General features: G+C 71.8%; 13 protein-coding genes and 1 tRNA gene. 5 read left to right on the top strand and 9 right to left on the bottom strand.

Annotated elements, in window-relative coordinates; genetic code table 11:
- The first annotated feature begins 355 nt into the window (after window positions 1-355).
- Window positions 356-1,006, top strand: a complete 651-nt coding sequence (locus LCG91_RS10075) for a YigZ family protein (protein WP_318010433.1) — start codon at window positions 356-358, stop codon at window positions 1,004-1,006.
- A gap of 162 nt (window positions 1,007-1,168) precedes the next feature.
- On the opposite strand, the gene LCG91_RS10080 is transcribed toward LCG91_RS10075, so the two are convergent.
- Window positions 1,169-1,244, bottom strand: a tRNA-Lys gene (locus LCG91_RS10080).
- Between the two features lie 113 nt (window positions 1,245-1,357).
- Here LCG91_RS10080 and bcp point away from each other — a divergent pair.
- A complete protein-coding gene (bcp, locus tag LCG91_RS10085) occupies window positions 1,358-1,828 on the top strand; it encodes a thioredoxin-dependent thiol peroxidase (protein ID WP_058730027.1) in 471 nt (156 codons plus the stop codon).
- Between the two features lie 73 nt (window positions 1,829-1,901).
- On the opposite strand, the gene LCG91_RS10090 is transcribed toward bcp, so the two are convergent.
- A complete protein-coding gene (locus tag LCG91_RS10090) occupies window positions 1,902-2,333 on the bottom strand; it encodes a hypothetical protein (RefSeq protein WP_058730028.1) in 432 nt (143 codons plus the stop codon).
- Window positions 2,334-2,590: 257 nt separating this feature from the next.
- On the opposite strand from LCG91_RS10090, the gene LCG91_RS10095 reads away from it, so the two are divergent.
- Window positions 2,591-2,839 carry a WhiB family transcriptional regulator gene (locus LCG91_RS10095; protein ID WP_022904217.1) on the top strand — a complete coding sequence of 83 codons (249 nt, stop codon included), beginning with the start codon at window positions 2,591-2,593 and terminating at the stop codon, window positions 2,837-2,839.
- 249 nt (window positions 2,840-3,088) lie between these two features.
- On the opposite strand, the gene LCG91_RS10100 is transcribed toward LCG91_RS10095, so the two are convergent.
- Window positions 3,089-4,594, bottom strand: a complete 1,506-nt coding sequence (locus LCG91_RS10100) for a sensor histidine kinase (protein WP_058730029.1) — start codon at window positions 4,592-4,594, stop codon at window positions 3,089-3,091.
- A 109-nt stretch (window positions 4,595-4,703) separates the two neighbouring features.
- On the opposite strand from LCG91_RS10100, the gene LCG91_RS16515 reads away from it, so the two are divergent.
- Window positions 4,704-5,246, top strand: coding sequence for an Rv3235 family protein (locus tag LCG91_RS16515; RefSeq protein ID WP_224441291.1), 543 nt, complete (start codon window positions 4,704-4,706; stop codon window positions 5,244-5,246).
- A gap of 96 nt (window positions 5,247-5,342) precedes the next feature.
- On the opposite strand, the gene secA is transcribed toward LCG91_RS16515, so the two are convergent.
- The 6 genes from secA to mtrA all read right to left on the bottom strand — a co-directional run bounded on the left by secA (window position 5,343) and on the right by mtrA (window position 14,332).
- The gene (gene secA / locus LCG91_RS10110) at window positions 5,343-8,129 is read right to left on the bottom strand and encodes a preprotein translocase subunit SecA (RefSeq protein ID WP_058730031.1); all 2,787 of its coding nucleotides are present in this window, start codon (window positions 8,127-8,129) and stop codon (window positions 5,343-5,345) included.
- Between the two features lie 162 nt (window positions 8,130-8,291).
- A complete protein-coding gene (gene hpf / locus LCG91_RS10115) occupies window positions 8,292-9,029 on the bottom strand; it encodes a ribosome hibernation-promoting factor, HPF/YfiA family (RefSeq protein ID WP_224441292.1) in 738 nt (245 codons plus the stop codon).
- Between the two features lie 196 nt (window positions 9,030-9,225).
- The gene (locus LCG91_RS10120; protein WP_224441293.1) at window positions 9,226-9,978 is read right to left on the bottom strand and encodes a ComF family protein; all 753 of its coding nucleotides are present in this window, start codon (window positions 9,976-9,978) and stop codon (window positions 9,226-9,228) included.
- A gap of 96 nt (window positions 9,979-10,074) precedes the next feature.
- The gene (locus LCG91_RS10125) at window positions 10,075-11,754 is read right to left on the bottom strand and encodes an LpqB family beta-propeller domain-containing protein (RefSeq protein WP_224441294.1); all 1,680 of its coding nucleotides are present in this window, start codon (window positions 11,752-11,754) and stop codon (window positions 10,075-10,077) included.
- Window positions 11,754-13,475 carry an MtrAB system histidine kinase MtrB gene (gene mtrB / locus LCG91_RS10130; RefSeq protein ID WP_224441295.1) on the bottom strand — a complete coding sequence of 574 codons (1,722 nt, stop codon included), beginning with the start codon at window positions 13,473-13,475 and terminating at the stop codon, window positions 11,754-11,756. Before mtrB ends, LCG91_RS10125 begins: the two co-directional genes overlap by 1 nt.
- A gap of 182 nt (window positions 13,476-13,657) precedes the next feature.
- Complete coding sequence (mtrA, locus tag LCG91_RS10135) at window positions 13,658-14,332, bottom strand: MtrAB system response regulator MtrA (protein ID WP_058730147.1); 675 nt, start codon at window positions 14,330-14,332, stop codon at window positions 13,658-13,660.
- A 150-nt stretch (window positions 14,333-14,482) separates the two neighbouring features.
- Between mtrA and LCG91_RS10140 the strand changes: the two genes are divergently transcribed.
- The gene (locus LCG91_RS10140; protein ID WP_224441296.1) at window positions 14,483-16,288 is read left to right on the top strand and encodes a glycerophosphoryl diester phosphodiesterase membrane domain-containing protein; all 1,806 of its coding nucleotides are present in this window, start codon (window positions 14,483-14,485) and stop codon (window positions 16,286-16,288) included.
- The last annotated feature ends 11 nt before the right edge of the window (window positions 16,289-16,299 follow it).

The raw sequence follows: 16,299 nt of genomic DNA on the forward strand, positions 1-16,299 counted from the left end.
TGTCCTCGAGCAGGAACCGCTCGTCGACCTCGAAGAACCCGGCGAGCAGGCGCAGCAGGTCGGTGTCGCGGTTGCGGCGGCCGTCGCCGGAGAGCATGTAGGTCCACTTCGCGCGGGAGAGCGAACCGCCCTGTGCCGCGACGTACTCCTCGATCGCCGCGAAGGGCACCGGAGCGCCGCGCTGCGACTCCTCGAAGTCGAGCAGCAGGTTGAGCCGACGGGCGAGCTCGGCTGCGTCGAGCGCGCCACCCCTGGGATCCACGGTCGTCATGTCGATCGGACTCCTCCCCAGTCGTCGGTTGTGCACTGCCATGCTAGCGCGGGCGGCCGACGACACGCGGCTACCCTCGACGACGTGCCCCGCCACTTCCCGTCGACCGTCGCCGGCACCGTCGAGCACGAGATGGTCGTCACGCGGTCGCGCTTCATCACGACCGTCGCCCCCGTGACCGGGGTCGCGGACGCGGAGCGCATCGTCGCCGACGTGCGGCGGCGCTACTGGGACGCCAGGCACAACTGCTCCGCGATGGTCACGGGGGTGCTCGGCGACCAGGCGCGGTCCTCCGACGACGGGGAGCCGTCCGGTACCGCCGGGGTGCCGATGCTCGAGGTCCTGCGTCGTCGGGACCTGACCGACGTGGTGGTCGTGGTGACGCGGTACTTCGGCGGCGTGAAGCTCGGCGCGGGCGGGCTCGTCCGCGCGTACTCGACCTCGGTGTCCGAGACGCTCGACCGCGCCACCCTCGTGCACCGTGCGGAACTGACCCGTGTGGACGTCAGCGCGCCGCACGCGGACGCCGGCCGGATCGACAACGCGCTGCGGCAGTGGGCGCAGCACCACGGGGCGACGTTCGACGACCCGGAGTACGGCGAGGCGGTGGGCTTCACGCTCTGGGTCCCCGAGGACGCCGTCGACCTCCTGCGCGCGGAGCTGGCAGCGACGTCGGGTGGCGCGCTGGCACCGGTGGTCGGCGGGACCCGGGTGGTCGACGTGCCGGTCGCCTGACGGCTCCTCGTGCGCCGCGGTCGGCGAACCAGATCCGTCCGACGGATCCGGGGCACGCTCGCACCTCGCGCGTGTCGCCGCTCCGGAGCCGCGATCGACCTGCCGAGGCCCACGCGCGGGGAACGACGAAGGCCCGGTCGGAGTGATCCGACCGGGCCTTGCTGGTGCGCCCCCTCGGACTTGAACCGAGAACCCACTGATTAAGAGTCAGTTGCTCTGCCAATTGAGCTAGAGGCGCATGCTGTTCAGTTGTCTGTCGCTCTCGCACTTCCGTGCTGCAACGGGAAACAACATTAGCATGACTTTCGGGTGCTCACGACCACTCGGGCACCGCGATCGAACAGGAGCACCATGACCGACCGTCTCGCAGCCGGCGACACCGCCCCCGACTTCACCCTCCCGGACCAGGACGGCGTGCAGCACAGCCTCGCCGACCTCCGTGGCCGCAAGGTGATCGTGTACTTCTACCCGGCCGCGTCGACCCCGGGCTGCACGACGGAGGCATGCGACTTCCGCGACAACATGTCGTCGCTGCAGGCGGCCGGCTACGAGGTGCTCGGCATCTCGAAGGACGAGCCTGCGAAGCTCAAGACCTTCCAGCACGAGCAGGCGCTCACCTTCCCCCTGCTCAGCGACCCCGACCTCGCCGTCCACCGGGCGTACGCCGCCTGGGGCGAGAAGAACAACTACGGGAAGATCGTCACCGGGACGATCCGGTCCACGATCGTCGTCGACGAGGACGGCGTCGTGCAGCTGCCGCTCTACAACGTCAAGGCGACCGGCCACGTCGCGAGCCTGCGGAAGAAGCTCGGCCTGGTCTGAGACCCGGCCCCGGGACGGACGGGAGGCGCGGTGCCAGCTGGCACCGCGCCTCCCGTCCGTCGTGGGGTCGCGTCTACTCGTCGCGTGCGTCGCGCGGGACGAGCCAGCCCGTCACCGCGCGGGACAGCACCAGGGTGAGCCCCAGCAGCGCGGGGATCAGGAGCACCCAGCCGACCCAGGCGACGCGGAAGACACCCTGGAACGCGCCGATGGCCAGGGCGCCCTGCATCACCTGCCAGACGAGGATGCCGGCGCGCACCCACGCGCGCCGGTTGCGGAGGCCGACGACGAGCGAGACCAGCCAGAGTGCGGCGACCGCGCAGAGCAGCGTGAGCGCGATCGCCGAGGCGATGCTCGACGACGGGGCGACGATCGACTCCACGAGCAGGACGACGGTGGTGACGACGAGCGCGAGCGCCTCGAGCCCCACGACGACGAGCAGGGTCGTGACGGCGGGCGGGCGATCCGGGGTGCGGTCCGGAGCGGTCGGGGTGGTGTCGGGCACAGCAAGCCTCCAGATCGGGACCCTTGATTTGGCCATCCCAGTATGGAACGATATTCGAGGTCGTTTGGACGGCACGATGTGGTGTGCGTCTCCCGCGGTTCGACGCTTCTCCCCCGAGCGTCCAGCGGGCGTCAGACTCGCTCCCAGCGGAAGCCTCCCCCACAGGTTCCCCTCGTGCCCTGTGCATGCCAGCGTTCCGATCCCCGAGCCGCGGCCCCGGCCTGCCGTTCGAGCATCGACATCAAGGAGCACCACACATGGACTGGCGTGACCAGGCAGCCTGCCTCACCGCGGACCCCGAGCTCTTCTTCCCCGTTGGGAACACCGGACCGGCCGTCGACCAGATCGAGAAGGCGAAGTCGGTGTGCGCGCGCTGCACCGTCACCGAGATGTGCCTGCAGTACGCGCTCGAGAACAACCAGGACTCCGGTGTCTGGGGCGGCCTCAGCGAGGACGAGCGCCGTGCGCTGAAGCGTCGCGCCGCGCGCGCCCGCCGCGCCTCCTGACGCAGCACCGCTGACACGACGACGCCCGTCGCTCCCCGTGGAGCGGCGGGCGTCGTCGTGTGCGCGGCGGGCGGCACGGTGCGTCGGAGCGGCGCCCACCGGTCGGCGTCGGTGCGGTGCCCGCCCGTGGCCGTCGGTGCGGTGCCCGCCCGGTGTCGAACCAGCGATCCGACACCGAACCAGCACCTCGGGCTGGTTCGATGTCGGATCCGTGGTTCGGTGCGGCGCTGCCGCCGGCGACGGGTCCGGTCAGGCGGCGCCGGACGCGGTCAGCCAGCGGAACGGGATCGTGATCGTGACCTCGGTCCCGCTGCCGGTGAGCGTGTGCCAGTCGATGGTGCCGCCGAGCTCGCCCTGGATGAGGGTGCGGACGATCTGCGTGCCGAGGCCCGAGCCGACCTTGCCCTCCGGCAAGCCGACCCCGTTGTCGCGGACCTCGATGTCGAGGTGGTCGTCACCGCGGTTCGCGACGATCTCGACCTCGCCGTCACGGCCGTCGAGCCCGTGCTCCACCGCGTTCGTGACGAGCTCGGTGAGTCCGAGCGCGAGGGGCGTCGCGGCCTCGGAGGGCAGCACGCCGAACTCGCCGGTCTTCTTCGGGCGCACGGTCGTGTTGTGCGACGCGGCGACCTCGGTGACGAGCTTGAGCACGGAGTCGAACACCTCGTCGAAGTCGACGTTCTGGCTGAGCCCGGTCGACAGCGTGTCGTGCACGACGGCGATCGCGGCGACGCGGCGCATGGCGTTCTGCAGCGAGGTGCGGGCCTCGTCGGAGTGGGTCCGACGCGCCTGGATCCGGAGCAGCGACGCGACCGTCTGCAGGTTGTTCTTGACGCGGTGGTGGATCTCGCGGATCGTCGCGTCCTTGGTGATGAGTTCGCGCTCCTGGTGGCGCAGCTCGGTCACGTCGCGGCAGAGCACGATGGCACCGATGCGCTCACCGTGGTCGCGCAGCGGGATGGACCGGAGCGACACGGTCACCCCCTTCGCCTCGACGTCGGCACGCCACGGCGCACGACCGGTCACGACGAGCGGGAGGGACTCGTCGACGTCGAGCTTCGAGCCGATGAGCTCGGTGGTGACCTCGGCGAGGGACTTGCGCTCGAGCTCCCCCTCGAAGCCCATCCGGTTGAAGGCGCTGAGACCGTTCGGGCTGGCGAAGGTCACGGTGCCGTTGGTGTCGAGGCGCAGCAGACCGTCGCTGGCGCGGGGCGCTCCTCGACGCGGGCCCGCGGGTGCGCCGAGGTCCGGGAAGTCCCCGGTGGCGATCATGCCGAACAGGTCGTTCGCGCTCGCCGTGAAGTTGAGCTCCTGGCGGCTCGGCGTCCGCATCTCGTCCTGGTTCGAGTGGCGCGTGACGACGGCGATCGGCCGGTCGGTCGTCTCGGTGCTGTTCGTGTTCAGTCGGCGGAGCACCGGGATCGCGCGGACGCGGGTCGGGGTGTCCTCGTACCAGTCCGGCTCGGCCGAGTCGACGACCGTGGCGCTCGCGAAGCACTGGGTGACCTGGTCACGCCACTCCTCGCGCATCTCCTGCCCGACGATGTCGCGGTAGAACAGCGTCGCCGCCGAACTCGGGCGGGCGTGGGCGACGGCGACGAACGAGCCGTCCTCGGCGGTCGGCACCCAGAGGACCATGTCCGCGAAGGAGAGGTCGGCGAGGAGCTGCCAGTCCCCCACGAGCAGGTGGAGCCACTCCACGTCCGCTTCCGAGGATCGGCCTTGCGCGAGGACGAGGTCACTGAGGGTCGACACCCGGCCAGTCTAGGTGCGCCGATGTGTGGAGAACGACGCTCCTCCACAGCAGTGAGTCATGAACATTTCAGATGTTCCATTCGTCCGTACGCTCGGGGGCGGAGGGGACATGGCGGCAGGAGAAGCGCGTCCGGCGACGGACGACGAGCAGGACGAGCCGGTCCGGAGGGCACTCGTCCCCGTGGCGGGGGTCACACCGTGCACCCCACCGAGCACCGTGAGCGCGCCCGGGTCGGCGGGCGTGACCGGGGACGACGCTGCTCCGGCGCCCGTGCCGGACGCGGCCGACACCGCACGCGCGCTCGGGCTGTGCGTGGTCGAGGTCCTGACCGGCGGACGCGAGGTCGACAGCATCGCGCGGTGGATCACCGAGGACGTGCAGCGGCACCTGCTGCACCGCGCCGCGGTGGCGGCACGCGCACGATCCGTCGGGAGACGCTCTCGGGCCCGGCCGCTCGTGCAGGTCGGGAGCGTCCGGATCTGCGAACCGGCGCCCGGCGTCGCGGAGGCGGCGGTGGTGGTACACACCCGCAGTCACGCGCGCGCCGTCGCGCTGCGACTGGAGCTCCGGCAGGGCGCTGGCGCGCGACCGCGGTCGGCGTGCTCTGACCGAGCGACGAGGACGTCGGGTCGGCGTACGGACGGCGGATGACGGCCGACGACGGACGGACGGTGGACGGAGGGCCGACGACGGACGGGAGGCGCGGTGCCAGCCGGCACCGCGCCTCCCGTCCGTCGTGACGGTGGATCAGCCCTTCTTGGCGGCCTGACGACGCTCGGCCCGGTTGCCCGCGGCCGCGGCCTGGCCGGACGCCGTCGCCGCGTTGCCGAAGGCGGAGCCCTGCTCCGGTCCGGTGGCTTCTGCCTCGGCCTCGGCCTGCGCGCGCTGCGCCCGCGCCGTGGCCGCCTGCTCGAGGCGACCACGCTCGTCGCGCACCTCGACCTCGCCGTCGATGGACGGTGCCGAGTACTCGAGCCCGGTGGCCTCGGACTCGCCGAGCCCCTTCGCCTCGATGACCGCGTTGTCGCCGTCCGACTGCACCTGGACCTCGAGGTTGAACAGGTAGCCGACCGACTCCTCGCGGATCTGGCCCATCATGCTCTGGAAGAGCGCGTAGCCCTCGCGCTGGTACTCGACCAGCGGGTCGCGCTGCGCCATGGCACGGAGGCCGATGCCGTCCTTCAGGTAGTCCATCTCGTACAGGTGGTCCCGCCAGCGGCGGTCGATCACCGACAGGACCACACGGCGCTCGAGCTCGCGCATGGCCTCGTCACCGAGCACCTCCTCGCGCTTCTGGTACGCGAGCTTGGCGTCGGAGAGGATCTCGCGCCCGAGGAACTCCCGCGTCGCCTTGCCCTTCGACCCGGCCTCGGTGATGACCTCGTCGATGGAGATCGAGATCGGGTACAGCGTGCCGAGCTCGGTCCACATGGCATCGAGGTCCCAGTCGTCCGGGGAGCCCTCGCCGGTGTGGGTGTCGATCACGTCGTCGATGACGGCCTTGAGGAACGACTGTGCGCGGTCGTTGATGTCGTCGCCCTCGAGGATGTGGCGACGGTCGCTGTAGATCGCCTCGCGCTGGCGGTTCAGGACGTCGTCGTACTTCAGGACGTTCTTGCGGATCTCGGCGTTGCGGCCCTCGACCTGCGCCTGGGCCGAGCGGATCGCGCGGCTGACGAGCTTGTTCTCGATCGCCATGTCGTCCGGCACGTTCGAGCGGCCCATCAGGCTCTCGGCGGCACCGGAGTTGAACAGGCGCATGAGGTCGTCGGTCAGCGACAGGTAGAAGCGGCTCTCGCCGGGGTCGCCCTGACGGCCGGACCGACCGCGGAGCTGGTTGTCGATGCGGCGGGACTCGTGGCGCTCGGTGCCGAGGACGTAGAGCCCACCGGCCTCGCGGACCTTGTCGCCCTCTTCCTCGACCTTCTTCTTGACCGCGGCGAAGACATCGTCCCACGCGGCCTCGTACTCCTCCGGCGTCTCCGTCGGGGACAGGCCCTTGTCGTGCATCTCCTGCACGGCGAGGAACTCGGAGTTGCCGCCGAGCATGATGTCGGTACCGCGGCCGGCCATGTTCGTGGCGACGGTCACCGCGCCGAGTCGACCGGCCTGGGCGACGATCGCGGCTTCACGCGCGTGGTTCTTCGCGTTGAGGACCTCGTGCTTGACGCCCTTCTTCGCGAGGAGCTTCGACAGGTACTCGGACTTCTCGACGCTCGTGGTGCCGACGAGGACGGGCTGACCCTTCTCGTGGCGCTCGGCGATGTCGACCGCGACCTGCTCGAACTTCGCCTTCTCGTTCTTGTAGACGAGGTCGGTCTGGTCGATGCGCTGCATCGGCTTGTTCGTCGGGATCGGGACGACGCCGAGCTTGTAGGTCGACATGAACTCGGCCGCCTCGGTCTCGGCGGTACCGGTCATGCCGGAGAGCTTCTGGTACAGGCGGAAGTAGTTCTGCAGCGTGACGGTCGCGAGCGTCTGGTTCTCGGCCTTGACCTCGACGCCCTCCTTCGCCTCGATCGCCTGGTGGATGCCCTCGTTGTAGCGACGACCCATGAGGATGCGGCCGGTGTGCTCGTCGACGATGAGCACCTCGCCGTTCATCACGACGTAGTCCTTGTCCTTCTTGAACAGGGCCACGGCCTTGATCGAGTTGTTCAGGAAGGAGATCAGCGGCGTGTTCGCCGACTCGTACAGGTTGTCGATGCCGAGGTAGTCCTCGACCTTCTCGATGCCGGGCTCGAGGACACCCACGGTGCGCTTCTTCTCGTCGACCTCGTAGTCCTCGCCCGGGATCAGGCGGGTGGCGATCGACGCGAACTCGGTGAACCAGCGGTTCGCCTCGCCCGAGGACGGCCCGGAGATGATGAGCGGCGTGCGTGCCTCGTCGATGAGGATCGAGTCGACCTCGTCGACGATCGCGAAGTAGTGACCGCGCTGCACCATGTCCGACGCCTGCCACGCCATGTTGTCGCGCAGGTAGTCGAAGCCGAACTCGTTGTTCGTGCCGTACGTGATGTCTGCCGCGTACTGCTCGCGGCGCTCGGCCGGCGACTGGTTCGCGATGATGCAGCCGGTGGTCATGCCGAGCGCACGGAAGACGCGGCCCATGATCTCGGACTGGTACGACGCGAGGAAGTCGTTGACGGTGATGACGTGCACGCCGCGCGACGGGATCGCGTTGAGGTACGCGGCGGTCGTCGCGACGAGGGTCTTGCCCTCACCGGTCTTCATCTCGGCGATGTTGCCGAGGTGCAGGGCCGCGCCACCCATCAGCTGCACGTCGAAGTGCCGCATGCCGAGGGTGCGCTTGGCTGCCTCGCGGACGGCGGCGAACGCCTCCGGCAGCAGGTCGTCGAGGGACTCCCCGTTGGCGTAGCGCTCGCGGAGTTCCTTCGTCTCGTCCTGGAGCTCCTCGTCCGTGAGGCTCGCGAAGTCGTCCTCGAGGTCGTTGATGGCCGAGGCGTACGCCTTCAGCCGTCGGAGGGTGCGTCCTTCGCCGATGCGGAGGACCTTCTCCAGCACGTTTGCCACGTGAGCTCCTTACGGGGGTCGTCGCGCGCGACCTGCGCGATCCGAACAGCCAGTCATGCTAGCAACCCGGCGGAGCCGTGCGCTGGGAGGCCGACGGGCGTGCGCGGTCCACCGGACCGCGCACACCCGCGCATCAGGCCTCGGGGCTGGTCACGCGGCAGGTCACGCTACTGCGGCCGAGCGACTGCGCTCGTCGTCGGCACCCGCGTTCGCGGTGTCGACAGCTGCTGCTCCGGCGTCGCTGCCGTCCGCACCGCCCTCGTCGATGCCGATCACGCCGTAGTCCCAGCCCTTGCGGCGGTAGACGACGCTCGGACGCTTCGTCTCGGCGTCGACGAACAGGTAGAAGTCGTGGCCGACGAGCTCCATCCGGTAGAGCGCGTCGTCGACGGTCATCGGCGCCTCGGCGAAGACCTTGTGCCGGATGACCACGGGCGAGTACACCTCGGTGTCGTCGTCGTGCGCCTCCTCGACCACGGGGACCGCTCCGGTCGCGACGGTCTCGATCAGCCGTCCGTCGGCCGGTGTCACGCCCATGTGCTCGAACCCGGTCCCGGCGGCCTCGGCCACCGACGTCGGGCGGTGGCGTCCGCGGTGCACCTTGCGGCGGTCGCGGGCCCGGCGCAGCCGTTCGGTGATGCGGGCGAAGGCGAGGTCGAACGCCGCGTACTTGTCCGACGCCGCGGACTCGGCTCGCACCAGGGGTCCGGGGCCGATCAGGGTGAGCTCGACGCGGTCCTCGCCCTGGGCACCGCCGGACTTCTCGTTGTGGCGGCTGAGGCGCACCTCGAAGGCGAGGGCGCGGTCGGCGAGCACGTCGATCTTCTCGGACTTCTGTTCGACGTAGGTGCGGAATCGATCGGTGACCCCGACGTTCCGGCCCGTGATCGTCACGTCCATGTGGCGGCTCCCATCCGTACTTCGGCGCGTCGCCTCCATCCGGCGATCCCGAACGCCTTGCCGCGAGGCTAGACCCCCGACCCGGGCGGCGTCACGACCGACCGGCGGGTCGCACCGGACACCCACCGGACGCTCAGGCGTCACCGCCCGTCCACCCGGCGGCCACGTGCACCGGTCGTCGACCCGGTCGCGGGTGTCACTCCTCGACCTCGGCGAGCGCGACGCAGCGCACCACACGTCCGCCGGCCGCCCGGACCGCCCGCATGGCCTCGGCCATCGTGACGCCGGTCGTCACGACGTCGTCGACCACCACCACCTCGCGGCCCGTGACGTGTGCGGCGCGGAGGGTGCCCACCGTGGCCTCGACCCGTTCGAGCGCGGTCCGTTCCTTCTGCCCGTGGGCACGGTGCCCGGCGGCGGGCCCCGGGAGTCCGGTCGCCCGTGTCGGCGCGCGGACCCGACGGAGCGCTCCGCGGGGTGCACGGCAGGACCGCCGTCGTGCCCGGTCTGCCGAGTCGGCCCCGTGTGCCCGGCGCAGCAGCAGGACGACCGGGTCGAACCCGCGTCGCCGGGCACCGGTCCGCGACGGGGGCACCCGGACGAGCAGCGCGCCCGGTACGTCGGCCAGGGCGCGGTCGACGAGCGCGCCGAAACGGGGCGCGAGCACGGGGACGAGGTCGGTCCGGCCCCGCAGCTTCAGCTCGAGGACGAGTGCCCGGACCGTGTCGCGGTAGGCGAAGGCCGCGTCGAGCCTGACCCCGGCGACCAGCCGTCGCCGCTGGGGTTCCGCGGCGAGGGCCGAACGACAGCGCAGGCACACCGCACGGTCCGGTGCGCCGCACCCGACGCAGGCGACCGGGAGCACGAGCCCGAGCAGGGTGAGGAGGGCGTCCGCCCACCCCTGCGTCGGAGGTGCGGGGCACGGGGACCGGGGGCTCGTCGGGGACATGCGTCCATCCTCGGGACCGGCCGTCGTCCGGGGTGGGCCGACGGGGCGGGCGGTGGAGGAGCCTCCAGGCCGGGCCGCCTGTGCAGGGACGTGCGGTCAGCGCTGCGTTCCGAGCACGTCCGCGGTGACCCCCGTGGTGTCCCAGCGGCCGCCGGTGGACTGCAGGACCGTGCCGTCCGACATCCGCAGCAGCACCGATCCGCCGCTGCCGCCGGTGACGGACGCGGCCGTCCCGTCGGGCTTCGGCAGCGTCGTGGACTGGCCGCCGACCGTCGACCGGACGACCTCGGGACCGGTCTCCGTCTGCCCGACCGACACCACGTCGCTGTCGTTGACCCAAGCGGCGCCGACGGCGTCGCCGGTGGCAGCCTGCACGCGGACCGGTGGACCGAGCCCGGTGGGCGTGCGGTCACCGCTGCGGACGATCGCCATCACGTACAGGGCCGGCCCGTCGGACGTGTCGATGAGCGCGAGTGCCCGGGTGGAGTCGCGGGAGACCTGGAACGCGACCAGGCGACCGCGCGGCAGCGTCGTGGTGACCTGGTGCGGGTCCCCGCCGAGTCCGTACGCGGTGACCCGGCTGGTGTCACCGCCCTGACCGACCCAGACGAACCCGAGGTCGTCCAGGGTCGGCGGGACGAGCCCCTCGGTCGCATCGACGCGCAGTGCGTCCCGACCCCGGACGACGACCACACCGCTGGCGTTGCCGACCGCGGCGACCGCGCCCGAGGCGGACAGCGAGAACGACTGCGGGTCGAGCGCGGCGATCGTCGCGCTCGCGTCCCCGCCGAGCTCGGCGACCCGCCCGTTCGAGGTCGCGTACCCGACCTCGTCGTCGCGGTCGACGAGCGGCCGCGGGTCGACGTCGGGGTTGAGCCGAGCCTGCGTGCCCTGCTGCTCCGGCAGGGAGAACGTGGCGCCCTCGATGGTGATCGAGACGGACGACACGGAGGCGACCGACGCGAGGGAGCGGGTCAGCTGCTCGCGCATGCGCAGCCGGTCGTCGTTGCTGGCGCGCAGGGCGTCGCTCGACAGGTCGACGAGCGCCGAGCCGTTCTCGATCGTGACCGCGTTGAGCGAGAGCTGCGTGCCCTCCGGGAAGGCGGACACGACGGCGCCCTTGAGCCAGTCGGACGGCCCGGCGAGCAGCGCGCTCGCGATGCGCGTGCTCGTGGAGGACCGGGCGAGGAACCAGCGCTCGTCCGGCACGAGGTACCGGTACGTGGGGTCGAAGAAGTAGAGCGCGTGCTGCTGGAACTGCGACTCGAAGCTCACGGGCGTGAGGATGATGCCGTCGGGGGCGTAGGCGATGCGCCACTCGCCGTCCTCGCGGACGAACTGGAAGGTCAGGGTCGACGTCGTCGGCCGGACCGCCTGGGTGTACTCGCCGTCGGCGTCGACGGTCGCGCTGGCGGTCAGCGTGTAGGTGAGCTCGCGGTCGGCGACGCGGTCGATCGCACCGCTCCCCTGCAGGACGGTGACGCCGCGCCGGGGGTTCCACTTCTGCGCGAAGCCCTTCGCCAGGAACTCCCGGGCGGTGCCGTAGTCGTCCTGTGCTCCCGTGCCGGCCGCGACGAAGCCGCGCAGGATCGCGGTCTGGTCGGCGCCGGCGACCGGACGGTCCGGGCGGAGCTCGAAGCCGGAGATCGCCTCGTCCTTCACCGACTGCCCGGTGCGCACGCCGCCGCCGGTGGGGATCGCCGCGCAGGCCGTCAGGGCGACGACGGTGAGGGCCGCGAGCGTCGTCGCGACGAGGGTCCGCAGTCGTGCACGCATCAGTGGTCCTCCCGCACGGCCCGTGGTCCGTCGTAGGTCTCGTCGAGTTCGGGCAGCGGGATCGCCGAGGTCGCGGTGCCGAGCGACTCGCCGCGAGGGAGCGTCAGCACGAAGGTCGAGCCCTCGCCCGGCCGCGACCAGACGTCGATCCGCCCGCCGTGCAGGTTGGCGTCGCCGAGGGAGATCGCGAGACCCAGCCCGGTCCCGCCGATGGTGCGCTTGCGGCTGGGGTCGGCACGCCAGAAGCGGTCGAAGACTCGCGCAGCGTCCTCCGGCGGCATGCCGACGCCCTGGTCGCGCACGGCGATCGCGACGGAGCGTGAGTCGCTGTCGACGACGACCTGGACGGGCTTCGCGTCACCGTGCTCGATCGCGTTGCCGACCAGGTTGCGGAGGATCCGCCGGATGCGCTTCGCGTCGAGCTGCATCGTGGTGTGCCCGCCGGGGGTGACGAGCTGCAGGTCGACGCCGGCGCGCTCGGCGAGCGGGCGGAACTCCTCGACGATGTCGGCGGCGAGCGCGGCGGGCACGACCGGCTCGGTGTCGAGCTGCACGGCCTGGGCGTCGTAGCGGGAGATCTCGAGCAGGTCGGCGAGCAGCAGCTCGAAACGTTCGACCTGGGTGTGCAGGAGCTCGGCGGACCGGCTCACCGACGGCTCGAAGGCGTGCCGCGAGTCGTAGAGCATGTCGCCGGCGAGCCGGATCGTGGTGAGCGGGGTGCGGAGCTCGTGGGAGACGTCGGACACGAAGCGCTGCTGCACGCGCGAGAGCTCGGCGAGCTGGGTGATCTGCCGACTGACGGCGTCCGCCATGTCGTTGAAGCTGCGCGCCAGGATCGCGATGTCGTCGTGACCGCGGACCGGGATGCGTTCGTCGAGCCGTCCGGCGGCGATCTTGCGACTGGTCTCGGCGGCGCCGCGGATGGGCACGACGACGAGCCGCACCACGAGCGAGGTGACGAGCGCGATGAGGACGATGAGGGCGACGCCACCGACCGAGAGCGTCTGCGACACGAAGTCGAGGGTCTGCTGCGCGTCGGACAGGTCGTACACGATGTAGAGCTCGTACTGGCCGGCGCTCGGCACCTGGAGCACGGACCCCACCGCCAGGCCGGGCTCGCGTCGGCCCCCGTCGTCGAGCTGCACGGGCTGCAGGCTGAGCCGGCCGGTGTCCTTCGCGACCTCGCGCCGGAGGTCGTCGGTGATGACGGCGTCCGGGAAGCCCTGGCTCGCCAGGTTCTGCAGCGTCTGCGGCGTCGACTGACCCGGTGTCCGCTCGATGGCGATGCTCGTGCCGCCCGGGCTCGTCGTGTTCGACAGGATCGCCTGCTGCGCCTCGCTCTGCAGGGTCTCGAGCTCGGTCTGGTTGTTGTCCTCGGCCGCGGTCGCGGCGTCGAAGATGCCCTGCGCGACGATGGTCGCCCGTGCTGACTCCGACTCGATCTGGTCGCGACGCTGCGCGTAGACGTTGTTCGAGATGCTGATCATGACCGCGGTCCCGATGACCGCGACCGCCAGGCCGGTCGTCGCGACCGTGATCGCGACGCTCCGGACCATGAGCGATCGGCGCCACAGCCACGCGACGGCGTACCAGCCGCGACGGATCCACCGGCGGAGCCGACGCCGGAGCCAGGCGGCACGACCGTACGGGCGGCGCCGGCCGGACGACCCCTTCGAGGTCGGGACCTGCGCCGACGAACCCTGTACGGAGGAACCGTGCACCGACCGCTCCTGCGCAGCCGACGGACGGACCGACGGGCCGTCCGACCGGTCGCCGTCCGACCGGCCGCCGTCCCCGGGCCGCGTGGCAGCCGCATCCGACCCGGTCACGGCCGGATCCAGCCCGGTCGCGTCCGGGTCCGGCCCGGTGGCGTCCGGGTCCGACGACACCGGCGGCACGGTGCTCAGGCCCCTCCGGCCCGGTAGCCGACACCGCGCACGGTCGTGACGATCTTCGGGTTGTCCGGGTCGTGCTCGATCTTGGCGCGGAGCCGCTGCACGTGCACGTTCACGAGCCGGGTGTCCGCCTTGTAGTGGTAGCCCCAGACCTGGTCGAGCAGCATCTCCCGCGTGAACACCTGGTTCGGCTTCTCGGCGAGCGCGCGGAGCAGGTCGAACTCGAGCGGCGTGAGCGCGATCACGGTGTCACCGCGACGGACCTCGTGCGCGGCGACGTCGACGGTCAGGTCGCCCGCGTGCAGCACCGAGGCGTCGCCGGCCGTCGGACGGAGTCGCGTCTTGATGCGCGCGACGAGCTCCTTCGGGTTGAACGGCTTCACGACGTAGTCGTCGGCACCGTTCTCGAGGCCCGCGACGACGTCGGCGGTGTCGCCCTTCGCCGTCAGCATGATGATCGGGGTACCGCTGTCCGCACGGATCCGCTTGCACACCTCGATGCCGTCGATCCCGGGGAGCATCACGTCGAGCAGCACGAGGTCGGGCTTCGTGCTGTGGAACGTCTCGACGGCGTCGTTGCCGTCGGCGCTGAACTCCGGCTCGTAGCCCTCGGAACGGAGGACGATGCCGATCATCTCGGCGAGGGCCTGGTCGTCGTCGACGACGAGGATGCGCGGTGTCATGTGCGTGGACTCCGTGTGGCGGGCGGGAGGTGCCGGACCGGCACCCACTGGTCACGATAGCCGAGCACCCGTCGAGCAGGGTCCGTGCGCCATGATGGGGGTGGTCGCGCGTTCCGCTGCGCGGCCCGAGCACGATCGAGGGGGGCGGCGATGGCCGACTGGCAGGTTCCGGGTTCCGGCGGGGGCGACGACCGGACGGGAGGCCCGTCCCACCCCACGGGGCAGCCGTCGCCCGGTGGGTGGCCGGCCCAGCAGCCGTGGCCGGGTGCGCAGGCCGGTCCGGGTCCGCAGGCCGGTCCGGGTCCGCAGGACGGTCCGGCTCCGCAGGGCTGGTCGCAGCAGGGGTGGCAGCAGCAGGCCGGTCCGGGGCGTCCCGGGTCCGGTCCGCAGCGTCCGGTCGTGCCGCTCCGACCGCTCGGCCTCGGGGACGTGCTCGCCGGCGCCTTCACGGTGTTCCGCCGCAACCCGCGCGTCCTGCTCCTCTGGAGCCTGCTCCTCAGCGGTGTGCTCGGACTCCTCGCGACGCTGGCGAGCACCTTCGGCCAGCAGGCGCTGCAGGGCCGACTGACGTCGGCGGTCGACGCTGGCGGCAGCGGTGCCGAGGACGTCGTCGCCGGGTCCGTCACGCTCTTCGTCGTCCTCTCCGTCGGACTGCCCTTCCTCGCGTACCTGGGTCGGGCGTTCCTCGTCGCGCCGGTCGCGGCCGACACCGGGCAGCGCATCCTCGGACGGCGGGCGAGCCTCCGCGGCCTCTGGGCGCTCCTCGCCGGTCGTCGGTGGCCCGTCCTGGCGTGGATCCTGCTGCAGCTCGCCGCGGGTCTGGTCCTCGGGGCGGTCTTCGTGTCGATCGCCGTCGGCATGGTGGTCGGCCTGGCCGCGGGTCGCGCCGGCGTCGGCGGGTACGTCGGCGCGTTCTTCCTGTTCGCACTCGGTGCCCTCGTCCTGATCGTCTGGCTCGGGACACGGTTCGCCTTCACAGTCCCCACGATCGCGCTCGAGGGTCGCAGCGTGTTCTCCGCCGCCGCGCAGTCGTGGCGGCTCACCCGCGGGACCTTCTGGCGCACGTTCGGCATCGTGCTGCTCGTGCAGGTCGCCTTCGGCATCGCGGGCTCGATCGCGTCGATCCCGCTGACGTTCGGCACCGCGCTCGCCGTCGGCGCCTTCGACCCACTCGGGCAGACCGGCACCGCCGGCGGTGTCGGCGCCGGCGCCGTCGTCGCCGTCGTGCTCGGCGCGCTGCTGTCGATCGCCGTGCAGTGCGTCACCGACGTGCTCAGCGCCTCGGTCCTGACCTTCCTCGCGGTCGACCGCCGCATCCGCACCGAGGCGCTCGACCAGCGCATCGCGTCCCACCTGGAGACCGGCGAGCCGACGGACCCGTTCGCACCGGCACCCGCGGTCCCCGCGCTCCGTGGCCGGGACGACCGGGTCCCGGTCAGCAGTGGCCGACGCAGCAGCAGTGGCCAGCGCAGCCCCAGCAGCAGTGGCCAGCGCAGCCCCAGCAGCAGTGGTCAGCGCAGCCCCGACAGCGGCCCGGGCAGCCGCAGCAGGAGTCGCCGGGGCAGCAGCAGTGGCCCGGGCAGCAGCAGTGGCCGGGCGGCTCGTGACGCTCGGCCCCGACGAGGCACGCCGGCTGCTCGAACGCGAGCTCGAACGCCCCGACTACGACGGAGCGCGGGCGACCTGGTGGGACCGGGCGTCCCGACAGCTGCTCGAGTGGCTCGGGTCGTTCCGCCCGGGCGGCGGCCTGGACTCCCCCGCGTTCGGACAGTCCGTGCTCTGGATCGCGGTCGTGGTGCTCGTCGCGGTCGTGGTCGTCGTGGTCGTCGCCAGGGGGCTGCCCCGGCGGCGCGCCCGCACCGCCCGGTCGAACGACGGCAGCGTCTTCGACGACGACGACCTGCGCTCCGCCCGCGAACTCGGCGACGCCGCCCGGTCCGCCCTGCGCGCCGGTGAGTGGTCCGCCG

The sequence above is a fragment of the Curtobacterium sp. TXMA1 genome (assembly GCF_020162095.1).
Taxonomy (GTDB): Bacteria; Actinomycetota; Actinomycetes; order Actinomycetales; family Microbacteriaceae; genus Curtobacterium.